We start from the raw sequence: 23,371 nt of genomic DNA, 5'->3' as shown, positions 1-23,371 counted from the left end.
AACGAATTCTATGACACAAGCACAAAATTTCTATAAGAAACTAATCGTTTAGGAGGTTACATTAAATGGTTGAACGTCGAAAACCAATTAAAGTGAACGATGCATTAAAACGTGTGATCAAATATGCTCCCCAGGGAAGTATCCATTACATCCCTATCCATCAAAGCTACGGACATTTCCTTGGAGACGATTTGGTAGCTGATCATCCCATCCCTCCTTTTGATCGCTCGCCCTATGATGGGTTTGCAGTTCGCTCTAAGGATACAGAAGCTGCTGCTAGTACCAATCCTCAAAACTATGAAGTTATTGCAGAGATTGGTGCCGGGAGCGTGTTTACTGGGAAGGTTGGCAAAATGCAAGCCGTACGAATCATGACAGGTGCGCAAGTCCCCAATGGTTGCGATGCCGTTATTATGTTTGAATCTGTAAAAGAGTATGAAGCTTGTGAAAAACGATACATCCAAATTAAACGAAGGCTACAACAAGGAGAGAATATTTCCTTTACCGGTGAGGATGCCAAATCTGGAGAGGTTCTAGCTAAAAAAGGCACCTATATCAGTCCAGGAATAGTTGCCTTATTAGCCACCTTCGGTTATAAGCATGTTCCCACAAGCAAAAAACCAACTGTCGGAATTATCGCAACTGGTAGTGAACTATTAGAGTTAGATGAAGAAATACAGCCAGGTAAAATTAGAAATAGTAATGCTTATATGGTTCAATCACAAGTAATACGTGCAGGAGGGGAACCCTATTATTTTGGTCAGTTCAGTGATCATTTCACAGCCTGCTTTGAGCAAGTGAAACAGGCATTGGATCAGGTCGATATTTTAATAACTACCGGTGGTGTTTCAGTCGGAGATTACGATTATATGCAGGATATCTATAAAGAACTGGGAGCAGAAATTCTATTTAATAAAGTGGGAATGCGTCCTGGCAGTGTCACAACTGTTGCAAAAAAAACAGGCAAGCTGTTATTTGGTTTATCAGGGAATCCATCTGCCTGTTTTGTAGGTTTTGAACTTTTTACAAGGCCGGCAATTCGAAAATTTCTCCATGCTTTTCATCCACTTTTAAAAAAGGAAACGGCAATATTGGGTGCTGATTTCTCCAAACCAAATCCGTTTGACAGATTTGTCAGGGGCCGTCTAACTTTTCATCAAGGAAAGTTAGTCGCGACACCAATTGGGTTGGATAAATCCAACGTTGTCTCCTCGCTTGGGGCTGCCAATGTATTTATCGAATTTCCTGCTGGTACAAGGGGATACAAACAGGGTAGTGAAATTTCGGTAATTTTATTAGATGATATGTAAGTATTATTTTAATATTGTAGAATAACCAATTCAGGTCGATGCCTTAGTTAAAAGGAAAGCTGATGCAATAACAACATTTATTGGTACTGTCCGAGAATGGGCAGAGGGAACGTACCCTTTATTTGGAATATCAAGCTTACGGTTAGACAAATAACAATTACAGATTTTAAAGAAAAACTAAAGAACATGTATCCTCTCGGATTAGATCAAACAATGTAGCGATTAACGAAGGATATGCTAGAAACGAAGGCGTAGTAAAATCTGGGATACGGTTGCTTTCATCCCATCTGTAAGCAGTGGTTGAGGAGGATTCATATGAAAATTATTCAAGTTGTCGGATATAAAAACAGCGGAAAAACAACCCTTGTATCCAGAATGATTAAAACGTTCTCCAAACAAGGATTCCGAGTAGCCTCCTTAAAACATCACGGCCATGGTGGTTATCCATTGGGAATGGAGAACAAAGATAGTGAAAAACACGTAAAGGCAGGCGCAATTATCTCAGGAGTGGAAGGAGATGGTATGCTTCAATTATCTTATCAAAATCCTGTATATGTAGACCAAATAGTGAAAATCTATCAAATGATGGGGATAGAGCTGTTGATCATAGAAGGATACAAGCAAGCGAACTATAGCAAAATTGTCTTCATTAGGAGTGAACAAGACCTTCACCTCTTGGATCAAATGACAAACATTCAGGCAGTCATAACATCACTACCATTACAGCAACGCTCCGATCCGTATCCAATATTTAATCATATCGAGGCGTTCATGAGGTGGCTTCTTAATAACTTTGATTAAAGAATAGCACAGTGTGATCGCCAATACAGGCAATAGGCATGCCATTCTTCATCAGCCTGTACTAGCGTAATACTGTGCTATATAATTTTCCAGAAGCGACTCGGTGTTGTCCTCACTTACCATAAACGTTCCTATACGCTTAAAAACACTCATCTATTTAGTTAATGTTGCATATTTCAATCGGACAATCCTCACAGCCAATTTCATCTCTTAGGAACTGAATATCCTTTATGAGAATTTTTCCGCTACTATTAATGGATATGATGTCCATTTTCCTAAGTCTACTAAGCATCCGATTGACGCTTTCCCTACTTGCTGCGCAAAACAAAGCCATCTCTTGATTAGTAAAAGCCATGTCAATAAGAATACCATTAGAACAAGTTACACCATAGCTGTTTGATAAACGAATAAGCGTAGAGTATAATGCACCTTTTTTGCCATTCAAGAGCAGATCTCTAATTTTAGATTGGAATTTCCGCATATGGTTTCCCGACCACTTCATAAATTCAAGTGTTAAGGCAGCATTAGAGAGGAGTTCTTTTTCCAATCTATCCTTATTAATGATTACGACCTCACCAGACTCCACAACCTTCGCGCTGAGAAAGTACCTAGCATTCTCACTAAATAATGTAAGCTCGCCTACAATATCGTCATGATTACATATACGAAGAGATAATTCCTTGCCGTCTGCAGTAAGCTTATTAATTTGAATCAGACCAGACTTAATCAGGTAAATTTCATGAGCTTCCATTCCTTCATGAAAAAGATGGGAGTCCTTATACATTTTTTTCTTTGAACCAATTTCTTCTAGTAGGGCATACAGCTCATGGGATATACGCTCTCTACCATGAGGTGATTTTTCAAGCAAACTGGTTTGCATATATATCAGCCCCTTTCCATAGTATCAAAGGTTTTACATATATCATTTTATCATGAACATTTATGATGTAGAGACGTAATAATTTACAATATATTGAATGAACTCCGTTATCGTTTTATTGGGTTTAGGTGATAATGCAAAAGACGGAAAGTGTGGGACTAGCCAGATGGGCATTGCCAAGAAGTATATGACCAACTTCGTGGAACAACGGGTTTATTTGATTTTATGATGAATGCAATTAGCTAGTAGGAGGCTTTGGTTAATCCCCCACTGATTGCTAGTACCACAAGGATATGATCTAAGGCCTTTAAATCCATCGGACATTTACTGGCAATTTACCCTATTGCTTGAAATGAGGTCTTACTGCTAGTTTATATGCGGGTTAAATAAACGCCTTACCCTTCCTTTATCCATATGTTCATCGAATAAACGTTGGATATACTCTGATAACACCCAAAAAATTTTATTTTGCTCATGATAGCAAATCCATTTTTTCACTAGAGCTGATTCGTTGCTCATGCTCCAATAGCCATTCCTTCCGCCATAAACCACCAGCATAGCCTGTTAGCTTCCCGTTTGCTCCAATAATTCGATGACATGGGATGGCAATACTAATTTTATTTTTACCATTGGCACTTCCAACTGCGCGAACAGCCTTTTCTCTACCGATAGTCCGTGCAATATCACGATAACTAGCCGTTTTTGCATATGGAATGGTCGTCAATGCCTGCCATACCTCTCTTTGAAACGCTGTTCCGCTCACTTCATAAGGAAACGTGAATTCCAATCGTTTTCCAGCAAAGTACTCCTCTAGCTGCTGATAGCAAATTTCAATAGCTTGTGGCGTATCCGAAGTTCGAGCATATTCAACAATTTCACGATCAGCAAATAACACGGAATAAACAGTGTCTTTTGTTCCAGCAATCTCTATTACACCAATCGGTGATGGAAAATCAACTTTATACAGGTTCATCATATAAAGACCTCCAAAGATAGAAGGTAGCATAAGCCTGCCAGCCTTCCCAATTCGTTGCTATTACTTCAATTTCCTTTATTGATGGCTTTTTATCTAAGCCTAGCTGAATTTTTAGAGCATTGTGCAAGCCGACATCGGCGATTGGTAATGCATTGGCTCTCCGAAAACATTTCATCAACACATAGTCGGCTGTCCAGTTTCCAATACCTCTAATCGCTACTAACGCCTGCTTTATCGTATCGTAATCCTTTCCCTGTAAGTCATCCTTGGTTACATAACCATCACGTATTAACCTAGCAACGCCGATGACATATTCTGCCTTTCTAGTAGAAAATTGCAGGGCTCTTAGCTCTTTGACAGTTAGTATAGCAATCTTTTCTGGCTCTGGAAACAGCCAGAACGTTTCTCCCTTAAATGTCATATATTCCCCATACTTCTCTGTAAATCGCCTTTTTAATTTGTAAGCAAAGGTTAAATTAATTTGCTGACCAATAATTGCCCAGGATAATGCTTCAAAGAGATCGGGAATACCAATCATGCGTAAGCCTCGATACGTTAATGTAAGTCGGCTGAGCAACTGATCCTGTTCTGCAGCTTGATAAAACAATTCTACGTTCCTATCTAAATCAAACCATTCACAAATAAAGCGCACTACCTCTCGCTTTTCTTCGGTAGAAGGAACCTCTATTGGAAAATGGACGGCTAGTACCTGATCATTATAAACAATGCGACATAGTATTATAGAATCGTTTATTTTTAACAGCTTATATACACCTTCCTCATGAATAACATGTACAATCTCTTGATCTGACCTGTTAAGGAATAGCAAACATTCATGAAAATTAAAATGTTCCGGAGGGATTATTTCTATATATGTTTGGCAATCGCACCATTTCATTCTTACCGTTCCCCTCCTTGCTGAATTAGGCCATCTCGATATTCACTAGGTGAACAATGCTGATGTTTACGAAAGACTTTATAAAAATTAGATGGGCTATGAAACCCTACTCGATAACAAATTTCCAAATTCTTCAAATCAGTATTTTTTAATAAATACGCCGCCTTATCCATCCGAATTTTTTCTAAATACGTGCGAGGTGTTTCCGATGTTTCCTCTTTGAACACTCGTTCTAAATAATAGGAGCTCATACCAATGTGATCAGCAATATCCTGCAAGACAATTCGTTGCCTATAATGCTGTAGCAAATACGAGATAACGCTCTGCACAAGTGCCACATGCGGGGAGTGCTCTACCTCTGGCTGACATCTTTTACATGGCCTATATCCCGCCGCTTCTACTTGATCCATTCGATCATAAAATTCTACATTACATTTTTTGGGCTTACGCGATCTACAAGATGGGCGACAATAAATCTTTGTGGTCTTGACAGCTGTGTAAAATTGTCCATCATACATTCGATCACAAGCGACGATCCGCTCCCACATTTCTTCAAAGGAAAGATCGATCATGGAAAGCTCACTCCCTTCACGTTTCTACCTTATTCCTAGTTTAACAAAAAATTCACTTGCTTATCGTCCTCAATCTTGCGGTTACCGTCTTTCGCAAATCTATTGAAACAAATCGGACATCATATTCGTAATAAAAGACAAGCAATTTTATTATTTCGATGATAGAAGGTGACAAACATATGTATGCAAACATGAAAGAACCTGATCAACACATTTCCAAAGACGCCATTCGCGTCTGGCGGATCTCTAATTGCATGATCCATATAAGCTTTATACTGATGGCAATAATCCTACTTATACTTGATAATCATTTTGACTGGTATAATTGGGTCACTTATGTCCTATGGATTGTTCTTACTTTAGATATTATCACTGCGATCTGGTCCATCTTTTTCGAGCCTGTATTGCTACAAAAATATTGGCGATACGGGGTAGACGAAGCGTATGTAAAATTACGGCACGGTAAATGGCACATTCATAATCAAATGATTCCGATGACCAAAGTACAGTATGTCGGATTGGAACAAGGTCCATTATTACGAAAATACAATTTGTATACGATTTCTATCGGGACGATGGCGTCCACCCACCAGATTCCTGCACTATCCGAACAAGAGGCAACATCGCTAAGAAATCAAATTGCAACACTAGCGCGGATAAAGGAAGTGGAATACTAATGGATTTAAGCAAGCGAATGCATCCACTGATGATACCCGTTTCCTATATTAAATCTCTAAAGAATACATTCTTCATATTCTTTATTTTATTTATTATTAACTTATCCAATGATGCTATGTGGGTGAAAATAGGCAGAATTCTATTTATCGTTTATTTGGTTTACGCATTATTTTCTATCATTCTAAAATGGTGGAAAACAACCTATACGCTAAAAAAGGATGCTGTTGAAATAGAGGAAGGCGTATTTACCAAAAAACACCACACTATTCCATACCAACGTGTCCAAAATGTCCAATCACATACGCCATTTTATTTACGCATGTTTCAATTAACGTCCATAACGTTAGAAACTGGGGCTGAAAGTAATGATGCTTCATTTACATTTACCGCTCTAGCAATAAAAGAAGCACAACGTATGGAAGATACGTTGGATCAATTTAAACAACAAGATGCAGAAAAAGATTGTGTGAGAATAGAGTCCTCTGAGGACTTGGTTAATCATGAAAAAAGAACGATCCATTTTAATCCAAGCAAGAATGATATTTTGAAGGCCTCCGTGTTGTCCTTTAGTTATTTATTGCTTATTCCTTTACTCATTTCCGTCTTTCAGAATATCAATGAGGTTTACGATCTGACAGACTTCGCTGAGGGGACCTTCGACTTCCTCATCCATTCTTGGCTATTGTTAACAATCGTTATTATGTTGGTTATTCTTGCTGCTGTAGTCTTTGGATTAGTACGAACCTACCTTCAGTATGGAAAATATGAAATAGCTTCTGATGAAAACCGTATTTATATTAGAAAGGGCATACTCAATGAACAGCATTTTTCGATACGAAAACAAAACGTGCAAGCTGTCCATATCGAACAATCCTTATTTAAACGAATACTACATCTAGCAGAAGTTAAGCTCATTAGCGCAGGTGGAGTTGATTTTTCCGGGGATGAGGTTAATTCCTTGTATCCATTCTTGCCAACTAAACGAGCGATTACACTAATCGAAGAGCTGCTTCCTGATTTTGAAGTGAAAACAGAAATGGAACGTTTACCGAAGAAGTCACTTATCGTACGATTATGTCGCATTCCGTGGCTTTGGTTAATTGTTACAGCAATACTAATGATTTGGAAGCCTGAATGGTGGATTATTTCGCCGATTCTCTTTGTATTAACATATACTTCTCGTATATTAGATTTCTATTTTACACGCTTTTTGATTCATGAGGAATTTCTACAGATTCGTTCCGGTGGCTTTTCGTTAACTACTGTCATAACAACTCGTGAAAAAATTATCGAATTTGACTTATCTCAATCACTACTAAAAAAACGTTTAGGACTTGCCACCATTACAACAACAAACCGAGGGAAACCAATCCATGTGGAGACATTAGATGATCTATCCTATGATCAGGCAAAGGGAGCGTTTATTTGGTATACCGGACGTAAACCAGCATTAGATATGGAAGGTGACAGTTATGGAGAACAATAATGTTTTTATTTCCGATAACTTTTTATCATCCGGCTATACTACTATGAAGAATAAGCATAATGAGGAGATAGGCTATCTTGATTTAAAGACTGCTTTCTCGCTCTGGAGTTGCCGTATATGATGACAAGCAAGTCAAACAAGCCTCAGGAAAGCTTGCGTCCTTTTCTAATCAATGGACGGTATATGATCACAATGCGAAGTGCTTGGTGTAGTGAACTACTCCCACCACTTACCACCCTTACCGTTGGGATACGCCCTTCACACGCTAGAAGATGGAGACTTCTTTCGGAATTGTATTAAAAACAAGCTGGTTCTCATTCTCAAAAAAATATAGCTACAAAACTACTGGCAGGGGGACTTATACGATAACTTCTCCTACCTTCTCAAAAGCATTCACTGTTGTCGATACGAAGGGTAATGAAATTGCTATGTTTAAGCGAATGAATCATTTCTTTTCTTCCCCTGCTTATGAACTAGTTAAACACACGAACCATATAAGCATGGCAGAACTCGTCATTGTAGTCATGGGAGTGAATGCAATTGAAAAAAGGAAACAGTCAAGTTCCACAAACAGTGCGGGTGGAAGTATATAATGTATTTCCATCCGTAAGAAGCTAAACCATGGAAAAGTTATAAGCATCCATCCTGTTGGTTAATAAAGTGAAGATTCAATCCGTAAGGGTTTTGTTGACCCCAACGGATTGTTTGTACCACAAGGGTATGACCTAAAGGCCTTTAAACCAATCGGATATTTACTGTCGATCCCCCACTTATCCATATTAGCTTCACTTGCATGAAGTGTGGTTCTTACTGCCAGTTATATGTGGGATGAATCCTTGTACAACAGACTTATCTAAACGGGCGGGTGTTATATCACCATTCGTTCAGGAGGGTATGCGCTACAACTATTTTACAACCTCAAAAAAGTCAGTATAACTAGTAAGGTAGAAATCAGCTGAAATATATTGATTTTGGAAGCTGCATGTTTTTATTCCTAGTTTCTTTGCTGGGATCAGATCAATTTCGCGATCACCTACAGCTAAATCAAGCCGATATTTCTCATGTAAATAAACATATGAGGAAGTATCCGGCTTACGAGGAAAACCATCATCGATCGTCACCATATCCGAGAAATATGACGCTAAACCATGGTAGTTTAATACACGTAGCAAATTTTTACGATCCTTATGCGTCATAATGACATTGGTATCAGCAAATTGCAAGACATGTTCTAACCCCTCAAAAGGATTTACTTCTTCGGGCGAGATATGATCTATGAGACGTCTCACCTCTTCTTCTTGTTCTCTTGTCATCCTAAAATAGGTAATAGCATGACCAAACGAAATCTTTAATTGTTGATAAATTTCGTGTTCATCCGCTTTGTCCTGTAAAACCTCCTTAAAACATTCCGTATAACGAGGGTATGTATCTATTAATGTACCATCAAAATCCCATAATATATTCAATTAAATCATTCCTTTGCTTCTTAATCGGCTGCTAAACGATGGCGACATTAATACCCTTTTTCCAGGTTAACAACATTCATATTTGGTAATTCTCCCTTAGCATAGCGCTGTAAGTTGGGCAAAAAAATATCATCGATGACGCGCTTAGCATAATGCTCAGTAGAACCAGCTGTATGTGGTGTTATAATGACGTTTTCCATATCCCAAAGTGGGCTTTCTGATGGTAATGGCTCCGTTGTAAATACATCCAGCCCCGCTCCAGCAATTTGCTTTTGTTGCAGAGCATGGACAAGATCCTGCTCATTAATAATTGGACCACGTCCAATATTAATTAATATGGCGGTTTCCTTCATTTGTTGGAATTGCTGAGCTGCAAACATCTGCTTCGTCTCCTCGGTTAACGGTAAGGTTATTACGACAAAATCACATTGCGGAAGTACTTCAGCTAATTGATCAGCTCGATACATCTGTTCCACATCATCTGTCGGCTTTCCGGAATGTCGTACACCAAGTACACGCATCCCAAATGCCTTCGCAATTTTAGCTGTTTCTAAACCGATTGCTCCAACGCCGATGATTCCAATGGTCTTGCCATGGATCTCTTGGTTGAGGTGAGCATGATGCCATAGCTTTGCTTGCTGCTGACGAACATACGTATGAATTTTACGAGTAAGTCCAAGCATTAAAGCAAATATAGTCTCTGAAATTGGATAAGCATGCACACCATTCGCACTTGTTACTACAATATTCCTTTCTTTTAAAGTAGCAAGCGGAAGACTGTTCACCCCTGCACTCCATGTTTGTACCCATTGCAAATTCGTATTTTGCTCCAGTATGGTTGGGGCAATCGCTTTCTTCCAATGCAGAATCACTTCCGCCTCTGATAATTGCTCCAATACGTTCTCAGGATGTTTATCTGCCACTACCCTCCATTCTGGTATTATTTCTTTTATTGTGTTTATCTGTGTTTCGTCCAAATCAAGATTTATCACTAAGGTTCGCTTCTTCATCATTTCCTCCTATATGAAGTGGCTAGCCGGCCCCTCTAGTTTAAAGAAATAGTTACTTTAGTTCCGTTCTCTTACATAACCAGACTCTAATTCAGGCTCTTGTTGTATCGTAGACTTAGGAAAAATAAATGTCCACGGCATACTACATCTAGGCTCAAGCGTTAACCTTGCATCTGAAAAGGTATGGGTAGCAATTGCATAACCTTTTTCATCGTAGGTCAAACGCACACCATCCAATGTCAGAATATCGTCCGTTAGATTTTGAATGATTACTGTAATAAGAAGGTCATCACGGTGATTACGCGCTTGCCAAAATGGAATAAACCGTTCCGGATGATCTGCTTGATTTGCTTTTTCAAATGCTTTCACGAGGTCCTGTCTATCCTGTGAATCAATTGTCTTGTCCCACGCCTTTTCAAAGACTAAACGTTGCATGTTAACCACCTCATCCTTTCTTCCCTTAGTATACCATTTACATGAAAATTACTCTTCCACTGGCTACTGTGTAATGCACTTTTCCATTATTTTTTAACTACAAAAACAAATACCTTGCATTACAAGGTAAATAATCGTATACTTGCATTACCTTGTAATGCAAGGCAAAGAAAGAGGTGTTACTCCATTGTCTACAACTCAAATGATGAAAGGTATTCTCGATGGTTGTCTGCTAGCAATTATTAAGGATACAGAGGTATATGGATATGAGCTAGCTGAAAAGCTTGAAGACTACGGCTTCCATTCATTTAGCGAAGGAACGATCTATCCATTACTTATGCGCATGCAAAAAGAAGAGCTAGTAACTTCAACCTTAAAAAAATCAACTGCTGGACCAAGAAGAAAATATTACTCACTGACAGAAAAAGGTGAAAGCGAATTACAACATTTTATGGAGCGGTGGCAAACGTTGCAAGCAAACGTAAACCGTGTACTGAGCGATGAGACAAAATAAAGCCTATTTACATAAAGGGGATGTTGAAATGAATACAAATCGTATTGTACTTTCGAAAAAGAGTAAACGATTCTTAGAAGATTTACGCATCTATTTATTCTCAAGTGGAAAAAATGCAGATGAAATTGAGGATATCGTAGAGGAATTACAAGTGCACCTCATCGAGGCAGAGCGAGATGGCAAGTCAATTGATAACATTGTTGGGCAATCGCCTAAGGCATATATGGATCAAATCTCTGATGAAATGCTAACAGACTATCAGGAATGGTTTACGTATATTGTTATTATTGTTTTTGGCTCCTTTGGTTTTATTATCATGAATGACCTGTTTCAGGGGAGCGTGTCCTATTCTCTATTAGAAATCATTGGTTACTTAAGTATTGCTACTGTTTTTATCATTTGTGTATTTCAAGCATTTAAATATATTGCTGCACATAATCTTTCCAAAATAGTCGAATATGTCATTTTTTACGTACTTGGCCTATTGCCAATTAGTTTGTACATAGGTTTAATCTTTTTAAACGAAGTAATAGAAACACCCGTTATCCATCTAGAAATGCTTGGTATGATAATTACTGCAATCCTTACACTCGCCTTACTACTAGCTATTTCATATTGGGCAAAAACGTGGGCCATGTTGATTATTCTAGCATTACTAATCTTACCAGATACCGTTTTGCATTCCTTTCATATTTCTGAAACGCTTCACCTCCTTTTAGGAACATCCATCAGCTTCGTTGGTATTGCCATTTACCTTGTTATTCATAGCAAATTAAGCCGCGCTCATTCATAATGGGTACGGCTTTTTTCAGCAAATTTTGTAGCCTCGATAGAAACTACTCTACATACGCTTGCTAAAAACATTGGACACCCCTTCCTTTTCATATATTGAAATAAAGCAACATATAAACGGATGAGATAAAGCTTTTTATCTTATATTTCTGTATGTATCGAAACAATCTTGGTAAAACTATGAATATATGAGTACGGAACAATAGATGGGAGAATAAACTGTGGAAATCATTCAAATGTCTATGAAGCTAGCGATAGGTTTCTTATTTCTATTTGTCTTTATCAGCATATTAGGTAAAAAGTTAATCGATCAGTTTACACCCTTCCACTTTATTTCTGCAATCGTACTAAGCGAGTTGTTGGGAAATGCAATTTATGAAGAAAGGGTCCCTATCTTGCATATCTTTGTAGCAATCCTTATTTGGGGAGGTTTACTATCTTTCCTTGATTACATCGGTCAAAAATCTCTATTTTTAAGAAAATTATTTGAAGGTAAGCCTTCCATGGTAATTCGAAATGGACAAGTTGACTATCAGCAGTTAAAAAAATGTCGAATGAATATAAACCAATTACAAAGTTTACTCCGTCAAAGTGAAATCTTCTCCATTCGGGAAGTATCATTTGCATTTATTGAACCAAATGGTTCTATTAGTGTATTAAAAAAAGCAAAATATCAAAAGACAACCTTACAAGATTTCAACCTCCCTGCTTTCACCATTTATCTGCCTATAACGTTAATTTCTGATGGGAAATTGATTAAAGAAAATCTAGAAGAGATAAACAAAGACATACACTGGCTTAACGATCAATTATTAAGCAAAGGGATAGATAAATTTGAAAATGTTCTCTTTGCTGAATGGCTAGAAGACGATGGAATGATGATTATTCCATATAGATTAATGTAATTTCATAGTTAGTATTCTAATGGAGGTTAGTAACATTATTCCATTTGCAAATGTTCATATCGAGGTTGAAACAACATTAAAATGCCTTACTACCTTTAGAAGGTATAAATATTTAATATCGAACGCTTTTATTACACCATCTTTAAGCACCTATCATCTTATTATTGACCTAATTAATTAAAAACTTAGCTATTAAAAAGTATAGTTGATAAGTCTAACTATCCTCTCCGCGATGTTTAGTCCAAAACCGCCGTTATTATTAGCCACCGTCACCATCTTTCATACTATTCAATCCTATTTCAACATAGTAAGTATGATAGAGTCCATGTTATAATCTATAATGGAAATTAAGCGATTATTATCAAATAAAGTGAAACTTCAATGCGTGGGGAGTTTTGTTTATCCCTCACCGATTGTTTGTACCACAGAAGTATGATCTAAAGACCTTGGAACCAATCGGACATTTACGGGCAGTTGATCCATACTTATCCATTTTGGTTTCACTTTATTGCATAACCGGGGCTTACTACCAGTTATATGTGGGATAAATAGACAGATAGACAGCTAATGAATTGAAACAGCCAATAGAGATGGAGGATGGACATGTCAGACTTAGGGAGCTTTGTTGCACATTACGGTTATATAGGGATCTTTATTGTTCTTATCTTAGGTATTATTGGGTTACCAATACCTGATGAGTTTTTACTCACTTACGTTGGTTACAGCGTATTTGCAGGTCGTATGTCACTATCCTTATCACTTCTTGTAGCAATATTAGGGTCTGTCATAGGTATCTCGATTAGTTATTTTCTTGGGCAAAAACTAGGGCTACCGTTTATTAAACGATTTGGTCCTAAAGTACATATAACGGAAAAAAATATTACATGGGTGCAACATAGCTTTAGAAAATTTGGTGGATTTTTTCTTTTAACCGGCTATTTCATCCCTGGGGTTAGACATATTACCGCCTATATGGCAGGTATAACAAGCTACCGCTATTTATATTTTTCTATTTTTGCTTATATTGGTGCAATGATATGGGTATCGACATTTATTTTTTTAGGAATGATTTTAGGTAATAACTGGGAAGTTATCAAGCACGTCTTTCTTCATAGCACCAAAATATTCTGGATCATGCTTTTTATCATTATTCTTTATATTTATGGGAAAAGATGGGCGAAAAAAAGGGAGAAAGCTAGTTAGCAATAACCCCAAGACTTTCTCCATATTTTATTTCACGCCATGCTGATACATCTTCTGCAAACTGAAAGTTGTCGTTTTCTATTAATAATATGACGGTGGACCCAAATGAGAAATAAGCTAACTCTTCTCCCGGTTCTACTTGTTCATGTTGATTGGTAAGATGGATACTATTTACATTTAGAGCGCCAACCTTAACAACTGCAATATTTTTCTTGTTACTTTCTATTTCTGTAATGATGCGGTAATTTGTAGATAATGGGAGATTTCCATATTTTATACCAATCCTATTTACTGGATAGGATTTACCTCCAAGTGTCCAGTTCCCTTTAATATGCCCTTTGATTGGACTATGAATTCTGTGATAATGCTGCGGAGATAAATATAGAATGATATACTTTCCGTCCTTATATTGATTAGCTTTTTCTTTACTTCCCAGCATTTCTTCTAATAAAATCTGCCTATCTTTCACCTCATATGTTTCTGTCTCGCTTATCGAGCCAAACGCACGAATAACACCATCAACTGGGCTGACAAGAGCCCCTTCATGATTGTCGATTGGTCGACTTCCCGGCTTCAGTACTCTAGTAAAAAAATGATGAAGACTCTGGTATTCTGAAAGTGGAAGCTTGATCTCTGCTAGATTAATCCGATACACTTTTACAAACAAAGGAATTAGCATTCGACTAGATTTTGATGTTGTCACAGCTATTAGTAACTTAGATATATATCGATTTCCGGTTAGTTCTACAAGTAGCTTAAGTAGTGCCTTTAACAATGTGTGTCCCTCCAATACCATAAAGTGAAAACTTCCATCCGTAGGGTTTTCTTTATCCACCACGAATTGGTAGTTAAACCAATCGGACATTTACTGGCAGTCTCCCCCCCTTCCCCATGCTTGACCGGGGGCTTACTACCAGTTGTATGCGGGATAAAGTGAAACTTCAATCCGTGGGTTTTTCTTTTCTCCCACGGATTGGTAGTACCACAAGGGTATGACCTAAAGGCCCTTAAACCAATCGGACATTTACTGGCAGTTGATCCTCACTTACCCTTATTGTTTCACTTTATTGCTTGAAGTGCGGATCTTACTGCCAGTTATATGCGGGATAAAGCAACTTTGTAAATCTCTTTCGACAAAATATAGTATAATTTTCTTTAACAGCAAAGTAAATGGGGAACGCGTTGTATTCTGTTTTTAAATGAATTAATTTCAATTATTCGTGCACGAGCAATGACGCTCATTCCATACATACAAACGATAGGCGGTTATTCCTACGGGATAGCGCGTTCAGACAAGCCCCCGTAGAAGCAACGTGGAAACTCGCGAAGCCATACACAGAAAGTAATTGACTTGTAGCGGCCATCAACTATATTTTCACTAGTTACATACAGATTTTTAGATTCTACAAGACTAGTTACATGACGAAATTCACCCAACTATATTGATAGACTTATTAGGAGGACATCATGAATATAAGGAAACAAATACCAAATATCTTTACACTAGGAAATCTTTATTGCGGCTTTCTATCCATTGGTTATGCCGCTTCAGGTCAATATAAAAATGCTGCTGTTCTCGTTCTTATCGGCATGATGCTAGACAGCATGGATGGCCGGATCGCTAGAATGCTTCATGCTGAAAGTTCATTAGGTAAAGAATTAGACTCTTTAGCCGATATAGTAACTTTTGGTGTAGCTCCATGCTTTTTAGTATACTATACGGTATTTTTTAATAATGGCATGCTAGGATTTGCAGTTTCCGGATTATTTCCCTTATTCGGCGCATACCGATTAGCACGATTTAATATTACATCTGAGCAACAATCCATGAATCATTTCACTGGTGTACCAATCACCGCTGCTGGCGGCATATTAGCACTATTAACCTTGTTTAATAATGAAGTTCCTAGTATTGTAACAACGGTTGTCTTTACTGCTTTATGTTTTTTAATGATTAGTACGATTAAAATTCCAAGCTTTAAAAAAATTCCTTTACCTCGCTACGGAACTATTGTGACTGTCTTTTTAGGTGCATTATTAATTATAGTGAATATCGAGTCACATGGCCGATTTCCATATTTACTTTATGTAGCAACACCTATCTATTTAATTTATGTAGCTTATCGATTTGTCAAAGTAAGAGAAACAAGATAATACATGTAAAGATACTATGTATCTAGGACGCTACTATAAAGCTGTTATGGATTTAGGAAATGGGTTGTAAAGAATAATCAGACTAATTTAGGCAAAAGGAGAATGTCACCGGTCAACCTTCATCACTCATATGTTAGTAACGGTACATGAGTCTAGAGGGGAGGAAGAAAGATGTATTATCCAAATGATCACTATAAGAGTAAACGTCCCCATCCAGCCTATCCTTTTACACAAGCTCCATATTATAGCTATAGCGACATATACACCGCACACCCATATAACCAAGATCGGCAGCAGCCAGTTAGAGGGCAGGCTACATGGACGGATGGAGGACAAATTACACAATGTGGTATTCCATGGTCAGATAATCTGTATATGACGGCGGCGGTAGGGGAAAACTCTCCTTACCAATGCGGACAAACGCTAAAAATAAGAAATCTATCCATACCTGGTCAACGAGAAATTCTAGTAACGGTCGTTGACCAGGTTCCAAACTATCCTCCAAATAGGATTAATCTTCATCGCAAAGCATTCGAAACATTAGGAGCAAATGTCAATATGGGTGTCATTCATATTGACATTATACCCTCTCCTGAATTAGATGAAGAAAAATGGGGGAAATATCTGTTGGAAATAACTCAAACTGCTTACCCTAATTACCAAATAACAGAGTATAGTAAGGTAAGAAAAACAGAGGTTTCCGCAACACGAACAGAGGAAGTATATGAATATGTGTTACAAGCACCGCAGGATAAAATCACCGTTAGAGGGACCGTCGTTTATAATCCAAAAACAGATAAAGTGATATCGTTTGATATAAAAGAAATTTGATGAAATATGAACAGATACAACTTCGGTATGATACCGAAGTTGTTTTTTAGGAAGAAAAAGGAAAAAACTAATGGAAGCATTGATGGATCTGGAATATTTCATATATGGTTACTCTTCATTTGCTCTTCTTTTCTGATAATTAAAGGTTGTACAAGCTTCATTTTGGAATAGAATAGTATTATAAGCTATTAAGAACTTCTCGATAGCTATACAACAAGCTTTTCATTAAATAATACCACCCAAAAATTGTAAACCGCATAACCGCATTTTTTAAATAGGGAGGGGAGCCACTTATGAACACCTTTTTTAGCTATATACTTCTTGGACTATCTTTATCTGCTCCAGTAGGTCCTATTAACGCTGCTCAATTAAATAAAGGAATACATCATGGCTTTCTTCATGCTTGGCTCGTGGGCTTGGGAGCAATGCTTGGTGACCTCCTATTTATGGTGCTTATCTATTTTGGTGTTGCCCAGTTTTTGACTACACCCTTGATGAAAACCTTTCTCTGGTTATTTGGCTTCTTCATTTTAATCTATACGGGTATTGAAAGTATTTTAAGTGCTAGAAAAGCTTTACGAGAAGATAAAGCGCTGGCTGCATCAACAAAAGGAAAATCATTTAGGACAGGCTTTTTTATGGCAATCTCTAATCCGCTAAATATCGTTTTTTGGTTGGGGATTTACGGAGCAGTATTAGCGAAGACTAGTGACCAATATAGCAATCAGCAGCTTCTCCTATTTAGTAGCGGCATATTTCTAGGAATCCTCATATGGGACGTGTTTATGGCTGGGCTAGCAAGTACGTTTCGTAAGTTTTTTCAATCAAAGACCCTTAATTACATATCGGTGATTGCCGGCATCATTCTAATTGGGTTTGGTTTATATTTCGGGTATCAAGCATATATTCTTTTAGCGAATTAGCATAGGCATGCACCCAATTTCTCCTTCGATAATACAGTATGGTAGAAGGAGGAAAAACAAATGGGATTACTTTATGATAAGCAGCAGCTAGATGAACAGCTGGAAATACTTCCGAAATGGCAACAGGAAGCCTTTCAATCCTTCTCTTCCTTGATTGCTGATACAAACACCTATCCATGTGTCCCTGCACGTCAAGGGTTTCTAGCTAATCATTTACGATTTCTTTTTGCAGGTGATCCAAACAAAGAAAGTACTGTAAAGCAGCTTGCTGATGCTTTAAGAGAGTATAGCGATTGTTCACGAAATGCAGGAAACTATACATCGTTAGCCGTATTTTTTCAAACCTCTAAGGAAATTAGAAATCGTTACGCGGAAGCGGATTATCGAGAGCTGTTCTGGTCCATTTTAAACCATGTAACAGCATTTGATGAAGCAGCATGGCCCAAGGATATTCCGACAGATCCCGCTCATCATAAATGGGAATTTTGCTTTCATGGCGAGCCGTACTTTGCCTTTTGTGCTACACCAGCTCACCATCAAAGGAAAAGCCGCCACTTCCCCTTTTTCCTCATGGCTTTTCAGCCAAGATGGGTATTTGCAGAAATGAACGAGTCCACTGCTTTTGGACGTAAAATGAAAAGCATTATCCGCAAGCGACTCACAGACTATGACGGCATTCCTGGGCATCCTGATCTCAAATGGTATGGCCAAGAGGATAACCATGAATGGAGGCAGTACTTTCTAAATGATGATGACACGAGCCCGAACAATTGTCCATTTCAACGTATGAAAAGCAAGCTTACAACGTTTTTTTAAATAAAGTGAACCTTCCATCCGTGGGGGGTTTTATTTTTCCCACGGATGGTTAGGTGAACCTAGAATGATTATGTTGATTCTCTTATGATTAGTTTAGTGGGAAGCTTCATAACTTCACGCTTCAGTTCAACACCCTCTTCAATATGTTTTAGTAATTCTAAAACAACCTGTTGACCTAGTTCTATTATTGGTATTTCGATAGTTGTAATTGTTGGAGTTGTAACCTCACAAATCAGCTGATTATCATAGCCAATAACAGCTAAGTCATCAGGGACTTTGTATCCGGATAAAATTGCTTTTTTAATAACACCTGCAGCAACCTGATCATTCCCTGTATACAAAGCTGTAGGTTTTTCTTTTACATTTATCAGCTCTTCAAAAATTCGTAAGCCATCTTCAATATTAAATGCCTTACCAAAAAACCATTCATCTATATACGGAAGATCATAATCGGATAAAGCTTTTAAATAGCCTGCTTTTCTTTCTTTTTGCGCTTGACTATAAGACAGATCATAGCAAAACCCAATTTTTCTATGTCCCTTTTTGATTAAATATTTAACTGCTTTATAGGAGGCATCAAATTCATCATACCCTATAATTGGGATTGGAGCTGAATCGTGATACTCATTACACAATAAAATTGGACCCTCTTTTAAATAAGGTTCAATAAGTCCCCATTTATTTTCTAAAGAACACAAAATTACCCCATCAATCTCTTTCTTTTTTAGTAAATCCAAGACTTTTAATTCTATTTTTTTGTTATAAAAAGTTTGAAAGATAAGAACTTTATAATTTTTCTCTAATGCATTAAAGGAGACAGCACCTTTGATTAATTGGGCAAAGAAGGGATGATCTATTCTCGGAATAGATATTGCAATAATATAGTTCTTTTTGGCCCGAAAATTACGAGCAAGACCGCTTGGCGTATAATCAAGCTGATTTATTACATGTAATATCTGTTCACGCTTTTCCTTGGAAACATAAGGCTGATTATTCAGTACTCGTGATACCGTGGTTCTAGATACATTACACAATCTAGCTATTTCATTTATTGTAGCCATTATTTCCCTCCTTAAAAAAAGTTGTTGACATGATATCGATTCCATATATTAGGATAAATACGACTTAATCATATTATATAGGGAGGGAGCAGTTGTTGAAAACTATTGTCCAAGTTACTGGTAAAAGCGACACAAATTTGTGGTTATTAAAGAATCTAAGTAGTAAATTACAAGGAGATTATTTTGAGATTCAAGATAGCATCGTAAATCAGAAGTTACATGCAACATTTTGTAGTGAAAAAGATTTTGATTTGGAAAAGGATATTTTGAATCATAAATCAGAACCACTAGATAAGGTTCCATTCATGCCTGTAAATCGTCTGATATCTGAAGATGAGGTAAATGATATTCTAGAAACTTTATCAAACGTATTACCGACTGGACAATATACAAGTGGTCCATATTTAACAGAATTTGAAGACGTCTTATCATCTTACTTACAAAAAAAGTATGTGATAGCAACAAGTAGTGGTACAGATGCGTTAATGATTAGCTTATTAGCATCCGGTCTAAAGCAAGGAGACGAAGTTATAATGCCAGCTAATAGCTTCGCCGCCACCGAGAATGCCGTGCTTGCAACTGGAGGTGTACCAGTATATGTAGATATACATCCGCACACTTATTGCATCGATAGCAATAGAATTGAATCAGCTATTACGGGTAAAACGAAGTTTATCTTGCCAGTACATATTTATGGCAAACATGCAGATATGCTTTCTATTAGAAATATAGCTGATCAGTTTAACTTAAAGGTCGTTGAAGATGCATGTCAAGCAATAGGTATAGCTAATCTAGGTGAAAAGGCAGACATTACCACATTAAGTTTTAATCCCTATAAAAACATCGGAGTATGTGGAAAAGGTGGAGCAATTGCCACAGACAATAAAGAACTTGCTGAGAAATGTATCCAATATAGCTATCATGGATTTGCAGCAGGTAAAAAAAATGTGAAAGCAATAGATTACGGTTTAAATTCAAAAATGGATAATTTACAAGCAGCTATCGGATTACAGAGAATCAAGTATTTATCATTAAATAATTTTAAGCGACTTTTGTTGGCAAATAGATATATTACTAAATTGAGTACCTTACAGAATGAGGGACTAATAGAAATTCCTGAATTAAATGGAGATAACGTTTGGCACTTGTTTCCGATCAAAATTAAAAACGATCGTAGGGATCACGTTATGAAAGCAATGAAAGAGAAATTCAATGTTGAAACTGACTTATTCTATCCAGTATTGGCACACAAACAAGATACGGATTTAGTTAAAGTAAATTATCAGGAAGTGCATTTACCTAAGACAGAATTAGCACATAGGGAGATAGTGCATTTACCACTATATCCTGACTTAGCCGTAGAAGAGCAAAACTTGGTATTGGAAGGTTTATACCATGTTATCAAGTAGTAAAGGGGGATTTAGACTATTACCGACTGTTGATTCTCCTAAATACATTGTTTTCAGTGATTTTGATGAGACATATTACCCTCATGAAATGACTAATGAAAGACAAAAGGCATTGTATGAACTTGAAGATTACTTAGAGGAGAAAAGCCAGCAAGGATTACTATTAATTGGATGGGTTACAGGAAGCAGCTTGGAATCTGTATTGCATAAAATGGAAAAAGGGAATTTCAGGTCATTTCCTCATTTTATCGCTAGTGATCTAGGAACAGAAATCACCTATTTTCTTGACCATAATTTTCTTCTACAGGATCTGGATTGGCAGTCAACCATCGACCAAACAAACTTTAACAAAAAAAATATTGATGAGATCATATCTCTATTAAACAAGGAAGACATTGAATTAAGTCCACAAACCCAATTAGGAAGTTCTCGTTATAAAAAAAATTTTTACTATCGATCTTCCATGGATACAAAGATGGATAAGAGGAATTTATCAAAGATTAAAGAAGTTGTTAAGAAATTTGGTCTTAACGTAAATATCAACCGTTGCAACCCGCTTGCTGGGGATCCGGAAGACAGTTACGATATAGATTTCATCCCAACAGGTACTGGGAAGGATGAAATTGTGAGGTTTATGTTAGAAAAATATAAAGTACATCCAGAATATGCTATTGCATTTGGTGATAGTGGAAACGACTTAAAAATGCTAAAAGTGGTAAAACATGGTTACTTAGTAGAAAATGCAGTTAAAGAGGCTAAGGATAATCACACGCATATATCTACTGGTCCATATTCTCAAGGTATCATGAATGCTTTAAAATCAATTATTCAATAAGGTAGTGTAAAAAGTTTTATGAAAACAACATGACATACGCAAACGGCAGCGTCTTGACGTTAATCGATTTCTATTTTTGGAAATGATTTACGAACGGGTTCATTACATGAAGGTACTATTAGTTACATCCTTTTATTGGATTGCGGGTCACCTCATAAATAACCTCGTTTATTAGCAGTACGTTTTTATAAGGAAACTTTTGACAGTACGTTAAATAATTAGGAGGAATAATGATGAAAAGAATCGGGATAGTTGGGGCTGGAGGTATAGCTAAAGCACATGCAATAGCATTATCTACTATTAAAGATGTTGAACTAGTTGGTGTACATGACATAAATAATCATCATTCTGAACAATTTGTAAGAAGCTTCGGTGGAAAATCATATCCTGATTACGCTGAGCTGATGCAAGATGTAGATGGTATTATCGTTGCATCTCCGAACTTTTGTCATAAGGAACATACATTACAGGCATTGTATGAAAATAAGCATGTATTATGCGAAAAGCCCATGGCAATATCTATTGAAGAAGCGAACCTAATGAGAAAAACGGCAGAACAAAACAGCGCCTTAGCTGTTATGGGTTTTAACTACCGCTATTTAGAAATAGTTAATATCCTTAGAAGCCTAATTATCAGTAACGAACTCGGGCACGTACTAGCAATAAAAATTCATTTTAAAAAGAACAGTGCATTAAGGAGAAAAAAGTATACTTGGAGAGACGACGCTAATAGTAAAAAAACAAGTGGAACGCTAGGAGATCTGGGGATTCACCTTATTGATTTAATTTGGTACTTATTTAAAAGTAACTTCAAAGAAGAAACCGTAAATGTCAAAATAGAAACAAATGTTAAAACAAAAGAAGATAAACATGTACACGTAGATGATTATGCTGAAGTCTTCGGACAGCTGGAAAACCAAGTTTTTGTTAACTTAATTACTTCGAAAATATCCGATATAGAAGAATGCGGTTTTGGAATAGAGGTTATTGGTCATAAAAAGGAATTTAAATATCATACCAAAAATCCTCTTGTATATGAATTAAAAGCTGGTATAGACAAGGAAGAATATTCCGTACCGCCTACTTTACTATACAACCCTCCAACTGAGTTTTATGGGTGGGCTGATTCATTTAGAAATGAGTTAATTGCATGGATTAACAAAGCAAACCAGAAACCTTTAGTCGATATACCAACTTTTGCAGATGGATATCGTTCTCAAGAAATATTAGAGATGTTCTTCCAGAAGGAAAAAACAAACAAATATCAGGAGCTTGTAACGAGTTAAAGAACAAAAGCACAAGCGAAACGTAGGACTGGAGCGAATCAACGAAGGTAAAGGAATCACAGTGAGCTTGCGAGCCGATGTTGATTTAGATTAGGGGTTTCGTGAATTCGCATCGTTTCTGGGCGCTGGA

Annotated in this window: 25 protein-coding genes and 1 pseudogene; 17 read left to right on the top strand and 9 right to left on the bottom strand. The window is 37.2% G+C overall.

Annotated features, from left to right (window positions below; genetic code table 11):
- Positions 1–65: 65 nt before the first annotated feature.
- The 3 genes and pseudogenes from glp (at position 66) to mobB (ending at position 2,111) form a co-directional block, all read left to right on the top strand.
- Positions 66–1,310: a gephyrin-like molybdotransferase Glp gene (gene glp / locus RVS70_RS02120; RefSeq protein ID WP_121604120.1), complete on the top strand. Its 1,245-nt coding sequence runs from the start codon at positions 66–68 to the stop codon at positions 1,308–1,310.
- A gap of 28 nt (positions 1,311–1,338) precedes the next feature.
- Positions 1,339–1,450, top strand: a pseudogene (locus RVS70_RS02115) (molybdenum cofactor biosynthesis protein MoaE); the annotation flags it as partial.
- Between the two features lie 175 nt (positions 1,451–1,625).
- Positions 1,626–2,111, top strand: coding sequence for a molybdopterin-guanine dinucleotide biosynthesis protein B (gene mobB, locus RVS70_RS02110; protein ID WP_034679445.1), 486 nt, complete (start codon positions 1,626–1,628; stop codon positions 2,109–2,111).
- Between the two features lie 157 nt (positions 2,112–2,268).
- Here mobB and RVS70_RS02105 read toward each other — a convergent pair whose 3' ends face one another.
- From RVS70_RS02105 to RVS70_RS02090, 4 genes are all read right to left on the bottom strand, one after another.
- Positions 2,269–2,991 (bottom strand): Crp/Fnr family transcriptional regulator, encoded by a 723-nt coding sequence (locus RVS70_RS02105; protein WP_121604121.1) that lies wholly within the window; start codon positions 2,989–2,991, stop codon positions 2,269–2,271.
- Positions 2,992–3,463: 472 nt separating this feature from the next.
- The gene (locus tag RVS70_RS02100) at positions 3,464–3,967 is read right to left on the bottom strand and encodes a methylated-DNA--[protein]-cysteine S-methyltransferase (protein ID WP_205389280.1); all 504 of its coding nucleotides are present in this window, start codon (positions 3,965–3,967) and stop codon (positions 3,464–3,466) included.
- Positions 3,951–4,865 carry a DNA-3-methyladenine glycosylase gene (locus tag RVS70_RS02095; RefSeq protein WP_321132463.1) on the bottom strand — a complete coding sequence of 305 codons (915 nt, stop codon included), beginning with the start codon at positions 4,863–4,865 and terminating at the stop codon, positions 3,951–3,953. Before RVS70_RS02095 ends, RVS70_RS02100 begins: the two co-directional genes overlap by 17 nt.
- Before the next feature lie 2 nt (positions 4,866–4,867).
- Positions 4,868–5,437, bottom strand: coding sequence for a bifunctional transcriptional activator/DNA repair enzyme AdaA (locus RVS70_RS02090; protein WP_240455803.1), 570 nt, complete (start codon positions 5,435–5,437; stop codon positions 4,868–4,870).
- A gap of 179 nt (positions 5,438–5,616) precedes the next feature.
- Between RVS70_RS02090 and RVS70_RS02085 the strand changes: the two genes are divergently transcribed.
- The 3 genes from RVS70_RS02085 to RVS70_RS02075 all read left to right on the top strand — a co-directional run bounded on the left by RVS70_RS02085 (position 5,617) and on the right by RVS70_RS02075 (position 8,194).
- Positions 5,617–6,114 carry a PH domain-containing protein gene (locus RVS70_RS02085; RefSeq protein ID WP_321132462.1) on the top strand — a complete coding sequence of 166 codons (498 nt, stop codon included), beginning with the start codon at positions 5,617–5,619 and terminating at the stop codon, positions 6,112–6,114.
- Positions 6,114–7,601: a PH domain-containing protein gene (locus RVS70_RS02080; protein ID WP_121604124.1), complete on the top strand. Its 1,488-nt coding sequence runs from the start codon at positions 6,114–6,116 to the stop codon at positions 7,599–7,601. The genes RVS70_RS02085 and RVS70_RS02080 overlap by 1 nt, the downstream gene beginning before the upstream one ends.
- Positions 7,602–7,873: 272 nt before the next feature.
- On the top strand, positions 7,874–8,194 hold the full coding sequence (locus tag RVS70_RS02075; protein ID WP_026682344.1) for a hypothetical protein: 321 nt from the start codon (positions 7,874–7,876) through the stop codon (positions 8,192–8,194).
- A gap of 312 nt (positions 8,195–8,506) precedes the next feature.
- Here the strand turns inward: RVS70_RS02075 and RVS70_RS02070 are convergent, their stop codons facing one another.
- From RVS70_RS02070 to RVS70_RS02060, 3 genes are read right to left on the bottom strand one after another with little or no spacing between them, the layout of a single operon-like run.
- Positions 8,507–9,067, bottom strand: coding sequence for an HAD-IA family hydrolase (locus RVS70_RS02070; RefSeq protein ID WP_121604125.1), 561 nt, complete (start codon positions 9,065–9,067; stop codon positions 8,507–8,509).
- 47 nt (positions 9,068–9,114) lie between these two features.
- Positions 9,115–10,077 carry a D-2-hydroxyacid dehydrogenase gene (locus RVS70_RS02065; protein ID WP_321132461.1) on the bottom strand — a complete coding sequence of 321 codons (963 nt, stop codon included), beginning with the start codon at positions 10,075–10,077 and terminating at the stop codon, positions 9,115–9,117.
- A 57-nt stretch (positions 10,078–10,134) separates the two neighbouring features.
- Positions 10,135–10,512: an SLAP domain-containing protein gene (locus tag RVS70_RS02060; protein ID WP_051388404.1), complete on the bottom strand. Its 378-nt coding sequence runs from the start codon at positions 10,510–10,512 to the stop codon at positions 10,135–10,137.
- 157 nt (positions 10,513–10,669) lie between these two features.
- On the opposite strand from RVS70_RS02060, the gene RVS70_RS02055 reads away from it, so the two are divergent.
- The 4 genes from RVS70_RS02055 (at position 10,670) to RVS70_RS02040 (ending at position 13,926) form a co-directional block, all read left to right on the top strand.
- A complete protein-coding gene (locus RVS70_RS02055) occupies positions 10,670–11,026 on the top strand; it encodes a PadR family transcriptional regulator (RefSeq protein WP_051388409.1) in 357 nt (118 codons plus the stop codon).
- 28 nt (positions 11,027–11,054) lie between these two features.
- The gene (locus RVS70_RS02050) at positions 11,055–11,819 is read left to right on the top strand and encodes an HAAS domain-containing protein (protein ID WP_121604128.1); all 765 of its coding nucleotides are present in this window, start codon (positions 11,055–11,057) and stop codon (positions 11,817–11,819) included.
- Positions 11,820–12,039: 220 nt separating this feature from the next.
- Positions 12,040–12,723, top strand: coding sequence for a DUF421 domain-containing protein (locus RVS70_RS02045; RefSeq protein ID WP_321132460.1), 684 nt, complete (start codon positions 12,040–12,042; stop codon positions 12,721–12,723).
- 603 nt (positions 12,724–13,326) lie between these two features.
- Positions 13,327–13,926, top strand: a complete 600-nt coding sequence (locus tag RVS70_RS02040) for a DedA family protein (RefSeq protein ID WP_308036003.1) — start codon at positions 13,327–13,329, stop codon at positions 13,924–13,926.
- Here RVS70_RS02040 and RVS70_RS02035 read toward each other — a convergent pair.
- Complete coding sequence (locus RVS70_RS02035) at positions 13,919–14,701, bottom strand: phosphatidylserine decarboxylase (RefSeq protein WP_414617165.1); 783 nt, start codon at positions 14,699–14,701, stop codon at positions 13,919–13,921. The two genes, RVS70_RS02040 and RVS70_RS02035, sit on opposite strands and share 8 nt — an antisense overlap.
- Positions 14,702–15,393: 692 nt before the next feature.
- Here RVS70_RS02035 and pssA point away from each other — a divergent pair.
- The 4 genes from pssA (at position 15,394) to RVS70_RS02015 (ending at position 18,650) form a co-directional block, all read left to right on the top strand.
- Positions 15,394–16,080 carry a CDP-diacylglycerol--serine O-phosphatidyltransferase gene (gene pssA, locus RVS70_RS02030; RefSeq protein ID WP_026682349.1) on the top strand — a complete coding sequence of 229 codons (687 nt, stop codon included), beginning with the start codon at positions 15,394–15,396 and terminating at the stop codon, positions 16,078–16,080.
- Positions 16,081–16,251: 171 nt separating this feature from the next.
- Entirely contained in the window at positions 16,252–16,911 is a 660-nt protein-coding gene (locus RVS70_RS02025; RefSeq protein ID WP_166529980.1) for a DUF3889 domain-containing protein, read from the top strand.
- Positions 16,912–17,204: 293 nt separating this feature from the next.
- Positions 17,205–17,834, top strand: coding sequence for a LysE family translocator (locus RVS70_RS02020; protein WP_166529979.1), 630 nt, complete (start codon positions 17,205–17,207; stop codon positions 17,832–17,834).
- 60 nt (positions 17,835–17,894) lie between these two features.
- A complete protein-coding gene (locus RVS70_RS02015) occupies positions 17,895–18,650 on the top strand; it encodes a YqcI/YcgG family protein (RefSeq protein ID WP_321132457.1) in 756 nt (251 codons plus the stop codon).
- Between the two features lie 68 nt (positions 18,651–18,718).
- On the opposite strand, the gene RVS70_RS02010 is transcribed toward RVS70_RS02015, so the two are convergent.
- Positions 18,719–19,711 (bottom strand): LacI family DNA-binding transcriptional regulator, encoded by a 993-nt coding sequence (locus RVS70_RS02010; RefSeq protein ID WP_321132456.1) that lies wholly within the window; start codon positions 19,709–19,711, stop codon positions 18,719–18,721.
- A 95-nt stretch (positions 19,712–19,806) separates the two neighbouring features.
- Here RVS70_RS02010 and RVS70_RS02005 point away from each other — a divergent pair, with 95 nt between their 5' ends.
- The 3 genes from RVS70_RS02005 (at position 19,807) to RVS70_RS01995 (ending at position 23,241) form a co-directional block, all read left to right on the top strand.
- The gene (locus RVS70_RS02005) at positions 19,807–21,120 is read left to right on the top strand and encodes a DegT/DnrJ/EryC1/StrS family aminotransferase (protein ID WP_166529976.1); all 1,314 of its coding nucleotides are present in this window, start codon (positions 19,807–19,809) and stop codon (positions 21,118–21,120) included.
- Positions 21,107–21,955 (top strand): HAD-IIB family hydrolase, encoded by an 849-nt coding sequence (locus tag RVS70_RS02000; protein WP_321132455.1) that lies wholly within the window; start codon positions 21,107–21,109, stop codon positions 21,953–21,955. The genes RVS70_RS02005 and RVS70_RS02000 overlap by 14 nt, the downstream gene beginning before the upstream one ends.
- 233 nt (positions 21,956–22,188) lie before the next feature.
- Positions 22,189–23,241: a Gfo/Idh/MocA family protein gene (locus RVS70_RS01995; protein WP_205389288.1), complete on the top strand. Its 1,053-nt coding sequence runs from the start codon at positions 22,189–22,191 to the stop codon at positions 23,239–23,241.
- Positions 23,242–23,371 lie beyond the last annotated feature (130 nt).

Source organism: Virgibacillus sp. M23 (assembly GCF_034190895.1).
Classification (GTDB): Bacteria; Bacillota; Bacilli; order Bacillales; family Amphibacillaceae; genus Virgibacillus; species Virgibacillus salarius.
The sequence above is the reverse complement of the archived record's forward strand: the minus strand, read 5'-3'. Positions and strand labels throughout refer to the sequence as shown.